The sequence below is a fragment of the Candidatus Binataceae bacterium genome, from assembly GCA_035508495.1.
Taxonomy (GTDB): domain Bacteria; phylum Desulfobacterota; class Binatia; order Binatales; family Binataceae; genus JASHPB01.
In genome coordinates, this window is record DATJMX010000015.1 from 1 (window position 1) to 18,577 (window position 18,577).

Sequence of the window (18,577 nt, forward strand, 5' to 3'; positions counted from 1 at the left end):
CATGAGATTGGACATCACGGCTATCTGCACACGCAACCGAAGAGCCCTGAGGATGAAGCCGCGATTCTTGATCGCGGGTCGGCTGTGCTCGAGCGGATGACCGGGCGCAAGCCGATTGGATTTCGCTCGCCGGGCGCGGGGCTTAGTTTCAACATGGTCAAGCTGCTGCAGGAGCGCGGCTTTGCTTACGATTCGAGCCTGATGGGTGATGACTTCTCGCCGTACTACATGCGGCTCGGCGACAATCCCGCCGCTGATGGCCCCTTCGAATTCGGTAAGCCTGTCGATGTGGTCGAAATTCCGTTCACCTGGGGCCTCGACGATTTTCCTGCCTTCGAGTACGTGACGAGCCGTTGGGGAATCCAGCAGGGATTGTCGTCGCCGTCAGCGGTGTATGAAATCTGGGCTGGAGATTTCGACTATCTTCACGAGCGAGTCGGCGAAGGCATCTACACGCTGACGATGCATCCGCAGGTCATCGGCCGCGGCCATCGGATGCTGATGCTGGAGCGGCTAATCGACTACATCGGGACGCATCGCGACGTGAAATTCATCACGATGGCCGAGGCAGCATCGGAGTGGCGCAAGGAGCATCCGCTCCCGCGTTGAGGAAGTCTGCTCTGCTATTTCGCTGTGGCCGCCGCGGGGCTGAGGCGGGTTCGGCCTGGGCCTGTTTCGGGGAGCAGGTACATCGCGCCGATGGGCAGGAACTGGAACACCAGGAAGCCGAGCATCACTGCGCGCAGGCCGAGAAAGTTCGCGAGCACGCCGCCGATGAATGGCGATGCGAACGCGCCGGCGTAGCCGACCGACCAGACGAACGCGAGGCCCGCGCCCATCTTGGCCGGAGTCATGCCCGGCAGTTCCATCAGCAGTGTGGTAATCGCGGCGAGTGAGCCGGCGGCTCCGATTCCGACCAGCACGAGCGACAACCGAATCGACGCTGGATCAGTGAAAACGATCGCGCCGGCGCATCCTACCAGCGTGCAGATCGCGATGGGCCAGGTGAACGGTTTCCTCAACCCGAAGAAGCCCGTTCCCATTCCCCCGCCTACCGCCGCGAAGATGCCCGTCAACGGAAGGACCGCCGTCAGCGACGATGCCTCCGCGAGGCCGAGGCCACGCACGTCGTGGAAGTATTGCGGCAGGAACGCAGTGTAGAGCTGGAACACCCACATGCCGCCGAAGAGCCCGGTCGCGATGAGCAGCACGTCGCGCATCTTGACGACTTCGCCGAGCGCCGAGCCGCCTGGCAGGGCGGCGACCGACGGATCCTGCGATTCGCCGCGCTCTCTGCCGAGGATCGTCCACGCGAGCGCAATTCCGGCAGTCATGATCCCGTACCACATCAGCACGCTCTGCCATGAGTGGCCGAGTGCCAGGTAAAGCGGCGCCGTCACGGAGAATACGGCGGTGAGTCCAATATACGAGCAGAGCGCATTGATCATGTTGATATAGGGCCATTCATGCTCGCCGAACCATTGCATCGTGAGCGTGCCGGGCGGCGCGATCACCACGCCAAAGCCGATGCCCTCGACCACGCGGCACGCGAGCAGCGCGCCGAACGAATGGGTGAAGCCGCTCAGAATGGCGGAAATCGCCATCAGCCAGATGCCGATGATGAGCGCACGGAGCGCACCAAGGCGTCCCGCGATCATCGCGCCCAAGAGCGAGAACACCGAGATGCACAGCGCTATCACCGAGATAATCAGGCCAGCCTGGCCGAGCTTGAGTCCCAGCGATTTGATGATCGGCGCGAGGATTGGCGCGGGCGCGAGCCACGTCACGGCCTGGCTGAAGAGCAACAGGAAGAGGAGAACTTCGATTACCCAGCGATATGCTGAAAGCTGCTTGGTGTCTTCCATCGCGCGGCTACTCCTTGGACATACGACCGTATATCCCGCGCACTACGGGATTGCCACCATAAACTTTTTCATCGGCGCTAAATGCGCTGTTCGCCGCTGCCCCAGCTGAGATAGCTGGCGAGGCCGACGACATAGACGGCGGCAATCATGTAGAAGACGCCGGCGAACGAATGCGTGACCTGGACGATCAGGCCCGCGATCGCAACGCCGATGATTCCCGGCACCGTCGCGATCGTGTTCGAGAGCCCCATCAGGAGTCCGGCGTAGGATGGGCCGACATCGAGATGATTGACACCGTAGGCGGACTGGCTGAGGCCGTTTGCCGATGCCGACAAGGTGATCAGTGCGATGGCCGCGGCGGGCGAATGCGCAGCGGGAATCATCAGCAGGGGCAGCGCACCGAAAGAGAACGCGACGCCCTGCATAGTCTTGCGGACGACGGTCACGCTCATGCCGCGTGCGATCAGCAAGTCGGAAATCCATCCGCCCGTGTTGATAGTCGCGAACGTGGCGATCCATGGGACGAGCGAATAGAGGCCGACCCGGCTCAGCGACATGCCGAAGGTGTGCTTCAGATACGTCGGCAGCCAGAGCAGCAGGATGTTGAAGCCGAAGTTGCTGCAGAAATGCGCCAGCACGATCGCCCATACGGCGGATTCGCGCACAATCCGACGCCAGGGCACGGGGCCCGCGACCGCTTCTGCTGTGCGGCCGGCCGTGATGAGTGCGAGCTCGTCGCCCCTGACGTGGGGCGATTTTTCAGGCTGAGCCGCGGAACGGGCGAGCCACACTGCCACCCATGCGGCGCCGATGCCGCCGGAAATATAAAAGACCGACGGCCATCCGAAATGCGCGATAATCGCGGGAGTCGCCGTCAGCGCGACGACCGTGCCGACATACATCCCGCTGAAGTTGAGCGCGATGACGCGGGTGCGCTCGGACGGCAGCGTCCATCGTGAGGCGAGGGAGTGAATCGACGGAAAGTTGATGCCCTCGCCCAGCCCAAGCATCACGCGAACTCCGAGCAGCGTGGCGAACGAGAGCGCGGCGGCGAGCGGGGTCAGGATCGTCGCGAGCGACCAGACTGCGACGCCCGCCGCGAGCACCAGGTAGCCGCCGAAGCGATCCGCCATCCATCCGCCCAGAAGCTGCGGCCACAAGTAGCCCCAGAAAAAGGCCGACAGGACGATGCCCTGCGCGGCCGAATCAAGATGGTACTGGCTGGCGAGCGGGATGATCGCGACGGAAATACTTACACGGTCGATGTAACAGAGTGCGGTGCTAAGGAAAAAGAGCGCGACAATCGTGTAACGCTCGGGCCATCGAGCCTGAGTCGTAGGCGAAGGAGCGCGGGAGACGGCGGCATTCATCGCAGCGGCGGGCCAAGCTTATCCGCCGCGGCCTCGCGCTACCAGCGCGGAGCAAGACCAGCCGCCCACGCGCGAGTTTCACGCGTGGGCGGCAGGCGTGCCTTTGATTATTGGGAGTCAGCGAGCGAGACGCGGAGCGGCCGAGGTCGGCTTCTCACCGTCCTACCGCGTGGCGCACCGTGTTCAGGATATAGATGAAGTCGCGCGGCGAACGCACTTCACCTAGCAGCGCTACGCGCCCGAGCATCTCCATCTCCTCTTCGGAAATGTGATGAACGCGGCGGAGCTGATCGTTGCGCCTGAAATCTTCCCAAGCCGAGCGCGTTGCCTTGTCGGGCTCGGGCGTGAGCAACGCCTGCGCGCGCGGATTCGCCAGGAAGAACAACTCGCGCCGATCTAGGCCGAGCACTTCAGCGAGCCGGGTTACGATCTTGTCGGATGGATGACGCTTGGCTGATTCGAGATGTCCGACATAGGGCGTGGACGTCTTGATCCGACGGGCCACTTCTTCCTGAGTCAGGTCGAGCTGGCGGCGCCGCTCGCGAATCACTTGCCCAAACGTACGTTCTTTCGGCCGTGCCATTGGCATAATCCCCTGCAACCCTTGATTTCGGTCAAAGGACAGACTTCGTCCTCATTACAATTTCAGTGAAATTTGGCTCTACAATTAGTACCATCAGTACCACTGAATGGCAATCTGAGTGAGCCATATGTGCGGATAAACGCATCATAGAGCAGAAAACCGCTTCATCTTTCTCGTCGCTGCTTAGGGATTAGACGTTCGCATCCAATAAAATCTTCATTACGGAAAAATGAATTCGGCTGCTTACAGTACGTAGGGAAATATTTTCGGTTTCAGAGGAAAAAGCCGGCGAACGCCTAGTTTCCGTAGGGATTTCGTCCGTGATTCAAATAGATCGAATAACTTGCCACGTTGTCGGGATGCGCCGGCCCGGTAAATGTGACGCTCGCACCGGGCTGCAACGAGCCGATAGCTACCTTGTCACTCGCCATTGACTTGCCGTCAGCGTCGAAATATCGAATCTCAATCTCGACCGCCGCTACCTGATTGCCTGTGTTCTCTACGCTCCCAGTTACCTTAACAGAGTGGTTGCCGCGATCAAGGTGACTGGCGACAACCTTCATCGGTTCAACACGCGTGAGCGAATAGAAAACCCATCCGACGAAAGCGATAGCCGCCACCACGATGATGGCCGCTCCCGTCCGATTGCGACGCTTCACGTTCAGTACGACCGCGGCAGGCCGAGCACGTGCTCGCTTATCGAGTTCAGCACCATCTCCTGCGAGACCGGCGCGATCTTCATGAGCCGGCATTCGCGAAAATAGCGCTCGACGTCGTAGTCCCGGATATAACCGTAGCCGCCGAGCGTCTGCACCGCACGATCGCAGGCCTCGAAGCCCGCATCCGCCGCGCGCAGCTTTGCGATGTTGGCCTCGGGGCCACATGGCTTGCGATTGTCAAACAGCCAGGCCGCCTTGAGCATCATGAGCTCCGCCGCTTCGAGCTTCGAGTAGGAATCCGCCAGCGGATGCGCGATCGCCTGGTTCTTGCCGATGGGCCGATCGAATACCACGCGCTCGTTGGCGTAGCGCACCGCCCGCGCGAGCGCCGCGCGTCCGATTCCGATCGCTTCTGCCGCAACCAGGATTCGCTCGGGATTGAGTCCGTCGAGCAGGCAATGAAAGCCGCGGCCCTCGCCGCCGATCAGGTCGTCGGCGGACGTGCGCAGGTTATCGATGAACAACATGTTGGTGTCGACCGCTGCGCGGCCGAGCTTCTCGAGTTCCCGGACCTCGACGGCCGACGGCTCGAGCTCAGCGAAGAACAAGCTCATGCCGTCGGTTTTCTTTTTCACCTGCTCAAACGGCGTGGTGCGGGTCAGCAGGAGCATCCGCGAGGCTTCGCGCGCCTTGGTGGTGAAGACCTTGCGCCCATTGATCACGTATGAATCGCCCTCGCGGCGCGCCGCCGTCTTTATGTGCGTGATGTCGTTGCCGGCGTCAGGCTCGGTCACCGCGAACGCCACGTGCATCTCCCCGCTGACGACTTTGGGCAAGTAGCGTTTCTTCTGCTCCTCGCTGCCGTGAAAGACTAGCGGGCTCACACCAAAAATCGACAGGTGGATAGCGCTCGCACCCGCCATCGCCGCACCTGATGCGGCGACCTCCCGCATCACGAGCGCGGCCTCGGTGATTCCAAGGCCGCTGCCGCCGTACTCCTCCGGTATCGCGACGCCGAGGTAACCGGCCTTGGCGATGGCGGCGTAGAAGTCGTGGGGGAACTCCGCCTTGCGATCGCGCTCGCGCCAATACTCGTCGGGGAATCCTTGGCACAAGGCGCGAACCTGGCGGACGATCTCTTCCTGGGCCTGGGTCAGTTCAAAATTCATCGTTCATCTCCATTCCAAAGTGAACCGATCGAGGATGTTTTGGAACCTATCGATCGGTGATAAGGCGCAGCCTGGATGCGTAAAACTTCGGCACCTGCCCATCCGACGGGCGTCATTTTCCGGTCACATTTTCAGGGCAAATGGAAATTTTGTCGATTTCTCCACACTTTATTTGCTCGTCCTCCCTAAGCTGACGGTACGAATCTTGTAAACGTGCAACGCGGTTCATCACCAGCGTCCCATTGGTTTGGGCAAAGTGAACGCGGCCGAGGGGGCCGCTTGGAGGAGGATAGAGTGAACATTCCGAATAAACCTGCCGTACCGGGCAGAGCACGGCTCATCGCCGGCGTAGTAACCGTCGCGATGCTGTCCAGTGCCAGCGCATGGGCGGCCACCGGCAAAAAGAAGGTGCATCACCATCACGCGGAAGAGACCACGACTACTACCACGGTCACGACCAGCGTGTCGGAGGATCAGCGCCTCAACGCCCTCGCGGGACAGGTCGGCAACCTGCAGAAGCAGACCGACGAGAACACCGGCGAGATGAAGCAGATCGAAGCCGCAATCACGGTCGCGCCTCCGGCTGGGAGCGCGGCCCCGACGACGGTAGGGCAACACGTCGCGGTTGACGAAAAGAACTTTGGCGATTTCAAGACTCAAATCGAAACTGACCTCGGCATCAAAGTGCACGGCCTGGTCGATGCCAGTTATGAGCACAATTTCAACCAGCCGATCAACAACGTCAACCTGACCCACGCCTGGGATAACAACGGCTTCCAGCTCACGCAGGGCAACTTGCATATAGAGAAGGACGGAACGGTGGGCTTCGTGACCGATATCAACGTCGGCCAGGTCGCCAACTCCGTCTCGTCTGTAACGCACTACTCGAACACCGCCGGTAACTCGAACGGCTTCGGCTCGGGCGGCACGTGGATCGATCCGACGCAGTACTACCTGACATACACACTGCCGCTCGGCTCGGGAATCGCGCTCCAGGGCGGACGCTTCGTCACCCTGCTCGGCGCCGAAATCATCCCGACCTATACCAACCAGAACTACAACGAGACGCGCGGCCTGCTGTTCACCCTTGGCGAACCGCTGACCCACACCGGTATCCGCGGCTCGTATACGTTCAACGACTACGTCGCCTTCACCGGTGGCGTGAACAACGGATGGGATAATCCGGCCCAGCTCAGCAACAATGGGCCGAACTACGAGGGCGAGCTAACCTTGAACACCAAAGACAAGAATTATGCATTGGTGGTCAATGGCATCTGGGGCCCCAACCTTGTGAACACGGCGAGCGCTCTTGGAACGAACGTCGCAACTGGCACCTCGAATTCGAACCTTGGTGCGATCGATCCAATCCTCACGTTGAAGCCCGGCTTCCTGCCCAACACCACTTTCCAGACCGAGTATCTGTACGCCTCTGAGAGCGGCCCCGTCGTCAACGGCCACAGTGCGAGTTGGCAGGGCGTGGCTCAGTACTTCGTCTACGATTGGAAGGAGTGGGAGTTTGCGACGCGCGGTGAATGGTTCGACGATATGGACGGCGCCCGCACTGCGGAGGTTCTTGACGGCCCTGGACCCAACAGCCCTCCCAATGGCACCGGCCCCGCCCGCCAGAACCTGTGGGAAGTCACGCAGACGCTCACTTACAAGGTGCCTGAGGTTACAGGATTGCTCGCGCGCCTCGAGTATCGGCACGACAACTCGAGCAAACACTACTTCACCAACAACAACTTCGTAACCAACAACTCTACGACTCAAAACGAACCGGCTCAGCAGCTCTGGCGCGGACAGGACACCCTCACGGGTTCCCTCATCTACGCCTTCTAAACCTGCGGAGGTACTCAGCAAGTTCACAGGAGGGGCGGCGCGATGCCGCCCCTCTCCTTTTTCGAATCCCGATCTTCGCTTAAGCTGCGGCGCCTGATACCAGTGTCTGCGCGATGAACGAAACCGCCGGCGTCATCCTGCTCGTCCTGCTGCTCTTCGGTCCGCTCGCCGTTGCGTCCGTCGAGCACAACATCGAGGCGTACTTTCTCGTCCTCGGCGTTATCGCGACGCTGATCGGCGAAGGCTTCAGTGCGCATCTGCTGAAAGAGGCGCTCACCGAGCCGTTGGAGATAAGCGCCGCGGTTTTCGTTGCAGCTCTGATCTTCCGCTGGGTCGGACCGCGTATCGACGACGCGTTCGGAGGGCTGCGAGCAAAGGCCTCGCGCGGGATGCTGGCTGCCGTATCGATTTTTGCGATCGCAATGCTGGCGAGCCTTATCACCGCGATCGTTGCCGCCCTGGTCCTCGTGCAGGTCATTGGACTGCTGCATCTGGAACCGGAACGACGGCCAACCGTGACAGTCGCGGCATGCTTCGCCGTCGGGATGGGCGCCTCGCTCACTCCGATTGGGGAGCCGCTCTCGACGCTGGCCGCCTATGCGCTCAATCTCAGCTTCTTTGGGTTGTTTGAGCTACTCGCACCATGGGTCATTCCCGGTGTCGTCGCCACCGCGCTACTGGCCGGATTCCTAGCGCGCGGCGATTACGTTCATGCGCAAGGAACGGCTCACAAGGATCAGACCGTCAGCTCGATCGTGATTCAAACCGCAAAGGTCTTCGCCTTCGTCGCAGGCCTGGTATTGATCAGCCACGCCTACGGTCCGATCGCGACCAAGTACGTTGCGATGCTCTCGAACGACGCGCTCTTCTTCGCCAACATGGTGTCGGCCGCGCTCGACAACGCCACGCTGGTTGCACTCGAAGTTCATCAGATGCCGCTGGATCGCGCACGCGAGGCGATTATCTCTCTCCTCGTCTCGGGCGGGATGCTGATTCCGGGCAATATTCCGAATATCGTGAGCGCCGGTGCGCTCAGGATCGACAGCCAGCGATGGGCTCGCGTCGGAGTTCCCATTGGAATCGTGCTGCTGGGTATCTATTTTGCTGTACTCAAGCTTGCCTCATGAAAGCGAAGAGCGGGACGCTAAAAGGGCCACCTGCGTTCGAGTTTCAAGGGAAGCGCGATGGCAACGGCGCCAGTTTGCTGCGCAAACAGGCGTCGAATGCCTTTTTTGAGTGCATTTGCGATAACTCGGATTTCATGATGAAACCAAGGCGGTTGGTTTCGGTTTCGACTTGGCGGAGGATTCCCCGCTCTCTTCGATCGGCTGCCGCCCACAACCAAACCAATTTGGCTTTTAGAGATGAAGGGTTCGCCGCCCCGTATTAGCGGCGAGGAGGGACAGTCGTTCGATGACGCCTAAAGAGGTACTGCAGTTTATCAAAGATAAGGGAGTGGTGATGGTCGATATCAAGTTTATCGACCTGCTCGGCACGTGGCAGCATTTCTCCGCTCCAATCTCGGAGTTCAAAGACACGGCCCCGTTCGAAGAGGGCCTTGGCTTTGACGGATCGTCGATTCGCGGATGGCAGGCGATCGACGCGAGCGACATGCTGGTCATCCCTGATCCAGACACCGCGGTGCTCGATCCCTTCACCAAGGACCCGACGCTCAGCTTGATCGCCGACATCTCGGATCCGATCACCCGCGCCGACTACACCCGCGACCCGCGCAACATCGCAAAGAAGGCCGAGGCTTATCTGAAGTCTACCGGCATCGGTGACGTCGCCTTCTTCGGCCCGGAGCCCGAGTTTTTCATTTTCGACGGTCTGCGCTTCGATACCACGCAGAATTCGAGCTACTACCACATCGAATCTAACGAAGGTAATTGGAACAGCGGCCGCCAGGATGCCGTTCTCGGCGGGCTCAACACCGGTTACAAGGTCCGCAACAAGGAAGGCTACTTCCCCGTTCCCCCGACCGACAGCTTGCAGGACATCCGCACCGAAATGGTGCTCGAGATGGAGCGCGTCGGCATCCGCGTCGAGAAGCAGCATCACGAGGTCGCGACCGCCGGTCAGGCTGAAATCGACATGCGCTTCCAGTCGCTGGTGAAGATGGGCGACTGGCTGACCTGGTACAAGTACATCGTGAAGAACGTCGCCAAGCGTCATGGAATGACGGCGACCTTCATGCCCAAGCCGATCTTCGGCGACAACGGCACGGGAATGCATACCCACCAGAGCATCTGGAAGGGCGAGACTCCACTGTTCGCGGGCTCGGGCTACGCCGGGATGTCGGAGCTGGCGATGCACTACATCGCGGGCATCCTCCATCACGCGCCGTCGATCGCCGCGTTCACCAACCCCGGTACTAACTCGTATCGCCGCCTCGTGCCGGGCTTCGAAGCGCCGATCAACCTCGCATACTCGAGCCGCAACCGCTCGGCCTCGGTGCGTATCCCGATGTACTCGCCGTCGCCCAAGGCCAAGCGAATCGAAGTGCGCTTCCCCGACCCGACCTGCAATCCGTATCTCGCGTTCTCAGCGATGCTGATGGCGGGTCTCGACGGTATCCAGCGCCGGCTCGATCCGGGCCAGCCGCTCGACAAGGACATCTACGCCCTGTCGCCGGCCGAGCTTGCCGAAGTGCCGAGCATGCCGCCGTCACTCGAAGCGTCGCTCGAGAATCTCAAGAAGGATCACGAGTACCTGCTGAAGGGCGACGTGTTCACCGAGGATCTGATCGAGACTTGGATCGACTACAAGATGAGCAAGGAAGTAAGCGCGATCCGCCTCCGTCCGCATCCCTACGAATTCGCGCTCTACTACGACGCGTAAGAAAAAACGGCGTCAATTTCGAAACCAACGGCGGCGGGACCGAATCCCGCCGCCGTTTTCTACTCCTCTCCCTGTTTTTTGGCCCCCTCGCCTTCTCTTCTGGTTCCCGCTCCTTATCCTAGGAGAGGGGATCAGAGACAAGGGAGGAAACCCAGAAAAGTCAGAGGCGCGGAATTGCCTTCTCGTTTGACGATCGCGATTGGCGCGGACTAAGTTCACCCTCATCGCTCGCGAGTCTTTCGGCAAAGGAGCTACTGCCATGCCGTCAATTAACACCGTCACAGGAACGATTTCGCCCGAGCAGCTCGGCACCACCCTGATGCATGAGCATCTGCTGATCGGATGGGCCGGATGGGAGCTCGATTCCGCCGCGCCAAAGTTCGATCGCAAGACCGCGCTCAAGAACTGCACCGAGCGCCTCAAGGAGACGCGCGACCTTGGACTTCAGACCTTCGTCGATCCGTGCCCGATGGATATCGGACGCGACGTAAGCTTCATGGCTGAAGTCGCCTCCGCGACCGGCGTCAACATCATCTGCGCGACGGGACTCTACAAGGAAGACCTCGGCAACACCGCTTACTTCAAGCAGCGCACCATCGACGATATTGCCGACGTTTACACCTCTGAGATCGAAAAAGGCATCGCCGGGACCGGGATCCGCGCCGGTATCATCAAGTGCGCGACCGGCAAGGGCCAAGTTACCAAGTACGAGGAGATGTGCCTGCGCGCCGCCTCGCGCGCGCACAAGAAGACGGGAGTGCCCATCACGACCCATACTGAGGAAGGCACGATGGGCCGCGAGCAGCTCGACATCTTCGCATCAGAGGGCGTTGACCTCCGCCACGTGATTATCGGGCACAGCTGCGGGTCAGCGGATTTGAAGTATCACACCGATATGCTGGATCGCGGATGCGTCCTCGGCTTCGACCGCTTCGGCCTGGACTTCATACATCCGGACAAGCTGCGGCTGGCGGCGTTGATCGGCCTCGCCGGTGTGGGCTACGAATCGCAGATCGTCCTGTCACACGATAGCGTCGCATGCTGGCTCGGCCGCGGCATGGAACTACCGCCCGAGCTGGCAAAGGGTGTCGAGAACTGGACGCCGACCCATGTATTCAAGAACATCGTGCCCGCACTAAAGCGCGCTGGAGTCAGCGAGGCAAAAGTGAAGTCGATGTTGGTCGAGAATCCGCGCCGCTTCTTCGGAAACTGATTTGGAAGGTGGAAGGGGCGGGACCGGCTCAATCCGGCCCCTTCTGCCATTTCCTACTTCGCGGATCTTACTTCCGGCTGCAGAGCAGACGATTCCGCCTGCGAGCGCCACCTATCGATAGCTTCCACCGTGAAGCGCCAGTCGCTGCCAACCCGGAAGGCCGGAATCTGGTTGCGCTTGAGCATCCTGTAGATCGTCGAGGGGTGGACGCGTAGATAGTTCGACACTTCCTGGACCGTAAGAACCCTGCTTTTCATCTGATCAAACCGTTCCATAAACACCTCAGCGTCCCACGCCTCCCCCTTCCCTTGCTCGCAGACCGCAGAACAAGAGAATCGGGCCAATAAGCCCGGCGAGCGTTAGTAGTATGCATTAAAGACAACATAGCTGCGCAGTGCGCGCAAGCTGTTGCAGGGTTGAAACAACAAAATTTGTTACTTGTAGCACTGCAGAAACCATTTAGTTTAACAATGCTACAATTGAGTCAACGTCCAGCTTCCGCGTGAGCGCGTGACCCAGCCGGTCGAGAAGAACGAACTCCACCCCGCCGTCACTGCGCTTTTTATCGAGCCTCAGCGCTCTCATAAAGCTCTCGTCCCGCCATTCCGAAGGCATTTCCACCGGCAACCCTGCTCGCTCGATCAAACGAAACAGACGCGACGATTCGTCGGCCGAAAGACCCGAATGGAGGCTCGACAGCCGCGCCGCTGCGACCATCCCGATCGCAACCGCCTCGCCATGCAGGTACTCGCCGTAGCCGGCACTGGCCTCGATCGCGTGGCCGATCGTGTGCCCGAAGTTGAGGATCTTGCGCAGCCCGCCCTCGCGTTCGTCGGCGGAGACGACGGCGGCCTTGTGCTTGAGCGAGCGCGCGACCATCTCTTCGAGCGCGCCCTGGTTGCGCGCCAGTATCGCCTCGAGGCCGTGCTCCAGGCTGACGATCATCGGCGCATCCATGATCGCGCCATACTTGATGACTTCGGCGAGACCCTCGCGAAACTCGCGGTCTGGCAATGTCGACAGCGTGTCGATATCTGCGACAATCAGCCGCGGCTGATGAAACGCGCCGATCAGATTCTTCGCCAGCCGATGATTGATCCCAGTCTTGCCGCCGAGCGACGAATCGACCTGCGCCGTGACCGTCGTGGGAATCTGCACCACCGCGATCCCGCGCAGATAGGTCGCCGCCGCGAAGCCGGCGAGATCACCAACCACGCCGCCGCCCAGCGCGAACACAGTCCCCGAGCGATCGATGCCGAGATTGGTCATCATATCGTAGATCGCCGCAATAACCTCCGCCGACTTGCTTTGTTCGCCCGCCGGTATCGTCAGGAGCTGCACCGAAAAACCCGCACGCTCGAGCGAACCGGTGACCTGCTTTCCATAGAATTGCGTCACGTTCGAATCGGTCACGATGATCGATTTCGCGGGCTTCAGGCCCGCACCGAGCGCGAGCGCGCCCAGCTCGTCGAGCAGCGCGCTCCCCACGTGCACGTCGTGCGAAGCGGGTCCCAGTTCTACGCGGAAGGATTGCATCGTTTGTAATTGTTGAAACCTTCGATAACGCGTTCTGCTGCCTCGGCGATCGAGATGTCCGACGTATCGACGCAGACATCTGCACGCGCATAGGCTTCGGCACGCGCCGCCATCAGCTCGTTGATTCGGTCGAGGACCGGCTTGCTGCCCTCCGTCAGCTTGGGGCGCTTGGCATGCGATCGCTCGACGCGCGCCGCAATAACCTCGGCGCGCGCCGTGAGGCATACCACGACGCCCGCGCGCTTGAGCGCCGCGCAATTCGATTCATCGACCAGCGCGCCACCTCCTGTCGAAACTACGGCCGGATAATGCCCATGGCAAAGCGGGCATCGGCGATGGCTCCGACCGATCGACGCGATCACCTCGCGCTCGATCTGCCGAAACCGCGCCTCGCCCTCATCAGCGAAAATTTGCGCGATCGGCTTGCCCGCAAGCCTCACGATTTCCGCGTCGGTATCGATAAGTTCCCATCCAAGCCGCGCCGCGACCACGTGGCCGACGGCGCTTTTGCCGGTCGCCATGAAGCCGGTGAGGATTAGCTTCGGAGTCATCGCAGATCGCGCCGCACGCGCGCTCAATAGTCGCGCACTTGTTCGAGATAGCCCTGCCAGTTGCGCGTAATTTCAGTCAGCGAGTCGCCGCCAAATTTTTCGATAAACATCTGTGCCAGCACGAACGCTACTACCGACTCCGCGATCACCGCGGCGGCGGGAATTGCGCACACATCGGAACGCTCGATCGTGCCGAGCGCTTCCTCTTTGGTCTTCGCATCGACCGAGCGCAGTGGCTGCATCAGTGTGGAGAGCGGCTTGAACGCGACGCGCACCCGCAGCGGCTCACCCGTGCTCATCCCGCCTTCGCTGCCGCCAGAGTTGTTCGAATGGCGCGTGAAGCGCCGCTCCTCGCGGTCGTATCCGATCTCGTCGTGCAGGGCAGAGCCACGCACGCGCCCTGCCGTAAATCCGATTCCGAACTCCACGCCCTTGGTCGCCTGCAGGCTCATCAGCGCGAACGCGAGGCGCGCATCGAGCTTGCGATCCCATTGCACGTAGCTGCCGAGGCCGACCGGGAGCCCCACCGCGACCACTTCGACGATACCGCCAAGAGTGTCGCCGGTGCCCTTGCAAGCATCGATCTCCGCGATGATCTTCTTCTCGGCTTCGGGATCCGCAACGCGTACCTGCGATTCCTCGGTGACACGCGCCAGCTCTTCGAGGCTGAGATTCTCAGGCGTTTTCGCCTCGGTCGCGCCGATACTCACGCAGTAGCCGAGCACGGTAATGCCGAACGGTTTGAGGAGTTCCTTCGCGAGGCCGCCGATCGCTACGCGCGCGGTGGTCTCGCGCGCCGACGCGCGTTCCAGCACGTCGCGGATATCGTCCAGATCGTACTTGAGAATGCCGGCGAGGTCGGCATGTCCCGGGCGCGGCCGCGTGACGACTTTCGCTTCGCCGCGATCAGCGGGGTCGGCCGACATCCGCTTCGTCCAGTTTTTGAAGTCGCGGTTCTCGACAATGAACGTGATCGGGCTGCCCATCGTCGTGCCGAAGCGGATTCCGGAGACGGGACGCGCTTCGTCTTTTTCGATCAGCATGCGGCCGCCGCGGCCATAACCTTTCTGGCGACGCGCGAGGTCGTTGTTGATTGCGGCAAGGTCGATATGGAAGCCGGCGGGCACGCCCTCGACCACCGCGACAAGTTCGGGGCCGTGAGATTCACCGGCAGTCAGAAAACGCAGCATCAGTTGGATATCCTGTACGCCGCGCCATAACGGCGCGACCGGGTATGTCGATTCAACCAGACTACGCCGGGCGGCGAAAGCGGGCACCATCGCCATCGGTAGTGTAGATTTCGAGCGGCCTCTCGCGCCAATCTTCCTATAACCTCGCCCGCAACGCGGGAGAGCCTATAAGAAAAAGCCGTAAGCAGGATTCTGCATAGTGGTAACGCAAGCAAACGTAGTGCTGGTCGGCGCGACGCGCGGATTCGATGCGCTCACCTATGCCGTCCCGCCTGCGCTTGCCGATCGCGTGGCTCCAGGGCATCGCGTGCTCGCGCCGCTGCGCTCGCGCAAGGTCACCGGCGTCGTCACCGCGACCGGAGACGATCTTTCTAGCGCCAATCTCAAGCCGCTGCTCGAAGTTCTCGACGAGCGTCCGCTTTTCGACCAGGCCCATCTCGAGTTGATGGCGTTCCTTGCCTCCTACTACATGGCGCCGCTCGCCGACGCTTATCGCAGCGTCGTGCCTTCCGTCGCACGCATCGAATCGCGGGCCGCTTATGCGCTCGGCCGAGCGCCCGACCCTCTCGCCCGCGCCACATTCACCCGCGTTGAGCGGGCAGTATTCGATGCGCTCGCGCGCCGTGCGATGACATCGAGTCAACTCGAAAAGCTGGGCCCGCCGAGCGAAGTTCGCAACGCAATTTCGCGGATGCTGAACGACGGCTTCGCCGTGCGCAAAGATACGACGCGCGGACGCCATCGCGAGACCGCCGATCTCGTCGCGCGGGTCGTCCCTGGCGCGCAGCTCGATACGATTCGCGGCCCCAAGCAGCGCGAAGTCGTCGCGGCGCTCGAACCTGGCGGCGCTGCGGGGCGCCTGCTCGATGAACTCAAAGTCGAAATCGAAGGACTGATGCCAGTGCTGCGCAGCCTCGAGCGCCGCGGCCTTGTCGCGATCGAAAAAGCCGAGCGTGCCGCTCCCAATATGCTCCCCGGGTTCGACCTCACCGATGAGCAACGGCTCACCGTCGATGCGATCGCGCCCGCGATCGCGAGCCGCCGCTTCGAGACGTTCCTGCTCTGGGGCGTTACCGCGAGCGGCAAGACCGAGGTCTATCTGAATCTCGCCGCGCGCACGATCGCCGCCGGCCGCAACGTGCTCGTGATGGTCCCCGAGATCGCGCTCGCCGACGAAATCGTGCGCGCGTTCCGCGCCCGCTTCGGCGCGATGGTGGGCGTCGCGCACAGCGCGCAGAACGTCGCCGAACGATGGGCAAGCTGGATGGCGGCGCTCGGCGGCACGACGCGAATCATGATCGGCCCGCGCTCCGTGATCTTCGCGCCACTCGCCGACGCGGGCTTGATCGTTGTCGATGAAGAACACGACGCCGCCTACAAAAACGAGGAAGGCATCCGCTATCACGGCCGCGACCTTGCCGTTGCGTTCGGGGGATTCTCGAAGTGCCCGGTCGTGATGGGCTCGGCGACGCCGTCGGCCGAATCATTCGCCAACGCGCGCCGCGGACGCTACCGTCTGCTGCGCCTGACGCGCCGAATCAACGATCGCCCGCTCGCGCAGGTCGAAGTAATCGACATGCGGCGCGAGAACGCCGAATCTCCCGCCAAACCGCCGCCCTCCACGAATGGAAACAGTGAAAGCGCTGCTGCAGATGCGATCCCGCTTTCCACGACTCTCATCGAAGCGCTCAAAGCCAACCTCGTCGCGCGCGGCCAGAGCATGGTGTTCCTCAACCGCCGCGGCTATCACAATTTTCTCCAGTGCCACACCTGCGGCGTCGTGATCGCCTGTCCCGACTGCTCGGTGAGCATGACGTTTCATCTGCGCGATCGCTCGCTTCGATGCCATTATTGCGGCAACCGGATGGCCGCGCCGGACGAATGTCCCGAATGCCACGCCTTCGGCCTGCGCGGTGAGGGTTTCGGCACCGAGCGCCTGCAGCAGCGGCTCGCGGAGCTCTTGCCCGAAGCGCATATCGAGCGGATGGACTCCGATACGAGCGGGCGCAAGGGCGCGCGCGCTCGAATCCTGGCCGAACTCCGCGCCGGCGAAATCGATGTCCTGATCGGCACGCAGATGATCACCAAAGGTTTCGATTTCCCTGGCGTGACGCTCGCCGCCGTGGTGCTCGCCGACCTCGGCCTCAATATGCCCGACTTCCGCTCCGCCGAGCGCACCTTTCAGTTGCTGACGCAGGTCGCGGGACGCGCGGGACGCGGCGAGCGTCCCGGCCGCGTGATAATCCAGACCTACGCGCCCAACCATTACAGTATTCGCGCCGCGCGCGATCAGGATTACGCGCGTTTCATCCGCCGCGAGTTGCAATTGCGCCGCGAGCTGATGTATCCGCCCTTTGCGCGCCTTGCGATGGTGCGGATCGAAGGCGCGGAGCCGCGGCTCGTCGCGCGCGTGGCTGACGCCGTGGCCGCCTCGCTCGCGCGCGCCGCTTCGCCTGAGGGCATCCGGGTGTTGGGCCCCGCGCCGGCGCCAATCGAGCGCATCAAGCAGCGCTACCGATGGCAGGTGATGATAAAGTCGCGCGAGTTGCGCCCGATGCGTGCGGCGCTCGCTTCGATGCGCTCGGAAGTCGGCCCGCAGGCGGAGCGCGATCACGTCTATCTGATTACGGATGTCGATCCGGTTAGGATGCTGTAAGAAATCAACCATGAGTGAGCATGAGCATCAGGAAGTTCATCATGTGCCGCCGGCGCGGCATTCGTTCGAAGTCACGCTTCGCGACGGCGCGATTATCCGCGTGCGGCAGCACGGCAAGCCCGACGCGCCGCGGCTCATGCTGAGTCACGGCAATGGCCTCGCGATCGATGGCTACCTGCCATTCTGGGGCCCGCTCCGCGAGCGCTACGAAGTCGTGCTGTTCGACATGCGCAATCATGGACGCAATCCCTTGCACACGCTCGAAGGCCATTCGTGGGCGAATTTTCCCGACGACATGGAAACGATTTACCAGGCGATAGATCGCGAACTCGGCGCGAAGCCTGCCGCGGGTGTGTTTCACTCAATGTCCGCCGTGGTCGCCGCGATCCATTCACTTTCGCACGGCCGCCGCTTCGATGCGCTGGTGCTGTTCGATCCGCCGATCGTGCCGCGCGAGGGTCACGATCTGCTGAAGCATTTTCAGAAAACCGATAAGGGCGGACTCGCCGATCGCGCGCGGCGCCGGCCGCCGAGTTACAAGGATCCGATGGAGCTGGCGCGGCAGTTCGAGCGGCGCTTCAAGCGCTGGCGGCCCGAGGCCTACGAGCTGATGGCGCGCGCGACTCTCCGTCACGATCGCGCGAGCGACGAATGGGTGCTCGCCTGCCCGCGCGAGTACGAGGCGCACGTGTTTTCATCGACCAGCGACGTCAACCTGTGGACGCGCCTCGCGCACAGCCCGGTCCCGATCAAACTGGTATGCGGTGACCCGACGCTGGAAGGCGCCGACGCTCCAACGCTGATCGGCAAGGCGCTCGCCGAGGACACCGGCATCAACTACGAGTCGATCCCGGAAACATCGCACTTCCTCCAAATCGAGCGCCCCGAGGAATGCATCCGCGCAATGGAGGACTTCCTGCGCCCGCTCGGCCTCGGCGCCGTATGACTCGACCACTCTTATCGTAGTGGGGCGGGTGTCCCTGCCCGCCATTAAGATGCGCGAGCCGCCCGGCTCGCGCCACCTTTTGTTCAGCATGGAAAGGCGCAACGCGCCGTCTCTATGGCGGACAGCGACGCCAGCCCCACTACATAAAGATTAGGCGCC

General features: G+C 61.7%; 16 protein-coding genes. 7 read left to right on the plus strand and 9 right to left on the minus strand.

The genetic code is table 11. From position 1 onward, the window contains the following. Positions 1-609: hypothetical protein (locus tag VMA09_05100; protein ID HUA32960.1), on the plus strand; the 609-nt coding region annotated here is incomplete at its 5' end. Positions 610-623: 14 nt separating this feature from the next. On the opposite strand, the gene VMA09_05105 is transcribed toward VMA09_05100, so the two are convergent. From VMA09_05105 to VMA09_05125, 5 genes are all read right to left on the minus strand, one after another. Continuing rightward, positions 624-1,865, minus strand: a complete 1,242-nt coding sequence (locus VMA09_05105) for an MFS transporter (GenBank protein HUA32961.1) — start codon at positions 1,863-1,865, stop codon at positions 624-626. 77 nt (positions 1,866-1,942) lie between these two features. After that, positions 1,943-3,235 (minus strand): ACS family MFS transporter, encoded by a 1,293-nt coding sequence (locus tag VMA09_05110; protein ID HUA32962.1) that lies wholly within the window; start codon positions 3,233-3,235, stop codon positions 1,943-1,945. A gap of 154 nt (positions 3,236-3,389) precedes the next feature. Continuing rightward, positions 3,390-3,818 (minus strand): helix-turn-helix domain-containing protein, encoded by a 429-nt coding sequence (locus tag VMA09_05115; protein ID HUA32963.1) that lies wholly within the window; start codon positions 3,816-3,818, stop codon positions 3,390-3,392. A 296-nt stretch (positions 3,819-4,114) separates the two neighbouring features. Beyond that, positions 4,115-4,477, minus strand: a complete 363-nt coding sequence (locus VMA09_05120) for an FxLYD domain-containing protein (GenBank protein HUA32964.1) — start codon at positions 4,475-4,477, stop codon at positions 4,115-4,117. Between the two features lie 2 nt (positions 4,478-4,479). Continuing rightward, positions 4,480-5,646 carry an acyl-CoA dehydrogenase family protein gene (locus VMA09_05125; GenBank protein HUA32965.1) on the minus strand — a complete coding sequence of 389 codons (1,167 nt, stop codon included), beginning with the start codon at positions 5,644-5,646 and terminating at the stop codon, positions 4,480-4,482. A 294-nt stretch (positions 5,647-5,940) separates the two neighbouring features. On the opposite strand from VMA09_05125, the gene VMA09_05130 reads away from it, so the two are divergent. The 4 genes from VMA09_05130 to VMA09_05145 all read left to right on the plus strand — a co-directional run bounded on the left by VMA09_05130 (position 5,941) and on the right by VMA09_05145 (position 11,539). Continuing rightward, positions 5,941-7,485, plus strand: a complete 1,545-nt coding sequence (locus tag VMA09_05130) for an outer membrane beta-barrel protein (GenBank protein HUA32966.1) — start codon at positions 5,941-5,943, stop codon at positions 7,483-7,485. Positions 7,486-7,598: 113 nt separating this feature from the next. Next, a complete protein-coding gene (locus VMA09_05135) occupies positions 7,599-8,612 on the plus strand; it encodes a DUF1646 family protein (protein HUA32967.1) in 1,014 nt (337 codons plus the stop codon). Between the two features lie 286 nt (positions 8,613-8,898). Continuing rightward, positions 8,899-10,326 (plus strand): type I glutamate--ammonia ligase, encoded by a 1,428-nt coding sequence (gene glnA / locus VMA09_05140; GenBank protein ID HUA32968.1) that lies wholly within the window; start codon positions 8,899-8,901, stop codon positions 10,324-10,326. A gap of 259 nt (positions 10,327-10,585) precedes the next feature. Then, positions 10,586-11,539, plus strand: a complete 954-nt coding sequence (locus VMA09_05145; protein ID HUA32969.1) for a hypothetical protein — start codon at positions 10,586-10,588, stop codon at positions 11,537-11,539. 53 nt (positions 11,540-11,592) lie between these two features. Here the strand turns inward: VMA09_05145 and VMA09_05150 are convergent, their stop codons facing one another. The 4 genes from VMA09_05150 to aroC form a co-directional block, all read right to left on the minus strand. Beyond that, entirely contained in the window at positions 11,593-11,814 is a 222-nt protein-coding gene (locus tag VMA09_05150; protein HUA32970.1) for a helix-turn-helix domain-containing protein, read from the minus strand. A 184-nt stretch (positions 11,815-11,998) separates the two neighbouring features. After that, the gene (aroB, locus tag VMA09_05155) at positions 11,999-13,075 is read right to left on the minus strand and encodes a 3-dehydroquinate synthase (GenBank protein ID HUA32971.1); all 1,077 of its coding nucleotides are present in this window, start codon (positions 13,073-13,075) and stop codon (positions 11,999-12,001) included. Further along, the gene (locus tag VMA09_05160) at positions 13,057-13,626 is read right to left on the minus strand and encodes a shikimate kinase (GenBank protein ID HUA32972.1); all 570 of its coding nucleotides are present in this window, start codon (positions 13,624-13,626) and stop codon (positions 13,057-13,059) included. Before VMA09_05160 ends, aroB begins: the two co-directional genes overlap by 19 nt. A gap of 23 nt (positions 13,627-13,649) precedes the next feature. After that, positions 13,650-14,816 carry a chorismate synthase gene (aroC, locus tag VMA09_05165; protein HUA32973.1) on the minus strand — a complete coding sequence of 389 codons (1,167 nt, stop codon included), beginning with the start codon at positions 14,814-14,816 and terminating at the stop codon, positions 13,650-13,652. A 199-nt stretch (positions 14,817-15,015) separates the two neighbouring features. Between aroC and priA the strand changes: the two genes are divergently transcribed. Together priA and VMA09_05175 are read left to right on the plus strand one after the other, a co-directional pair. Continuing rightward, complete coding sequence (priA, locus tag VMA09_05170) at positions 15,016-17,472, plus strand: primosomal protein N' (GenBank protein ID HUA32974.1); 2,457 nt, start codon at positions 15,016-15,018, stop codon at positions 17,470-17,472. A 10-nt stretch (positions 17,473-17,482) separates the two neighbouring features. Beyond that, positions 17,483-18,418, plus strand: coding sequence for an alpha/beta hydrolase (locus tag VMA09_05175; GenBank protein ID HUA32975.1), 936 nt, complete (start codon positions 17,483-17,485; stop codon positions 18,416-18,418). Positions 18,419-18,577 lie beyond the last annotated feature (159 nt).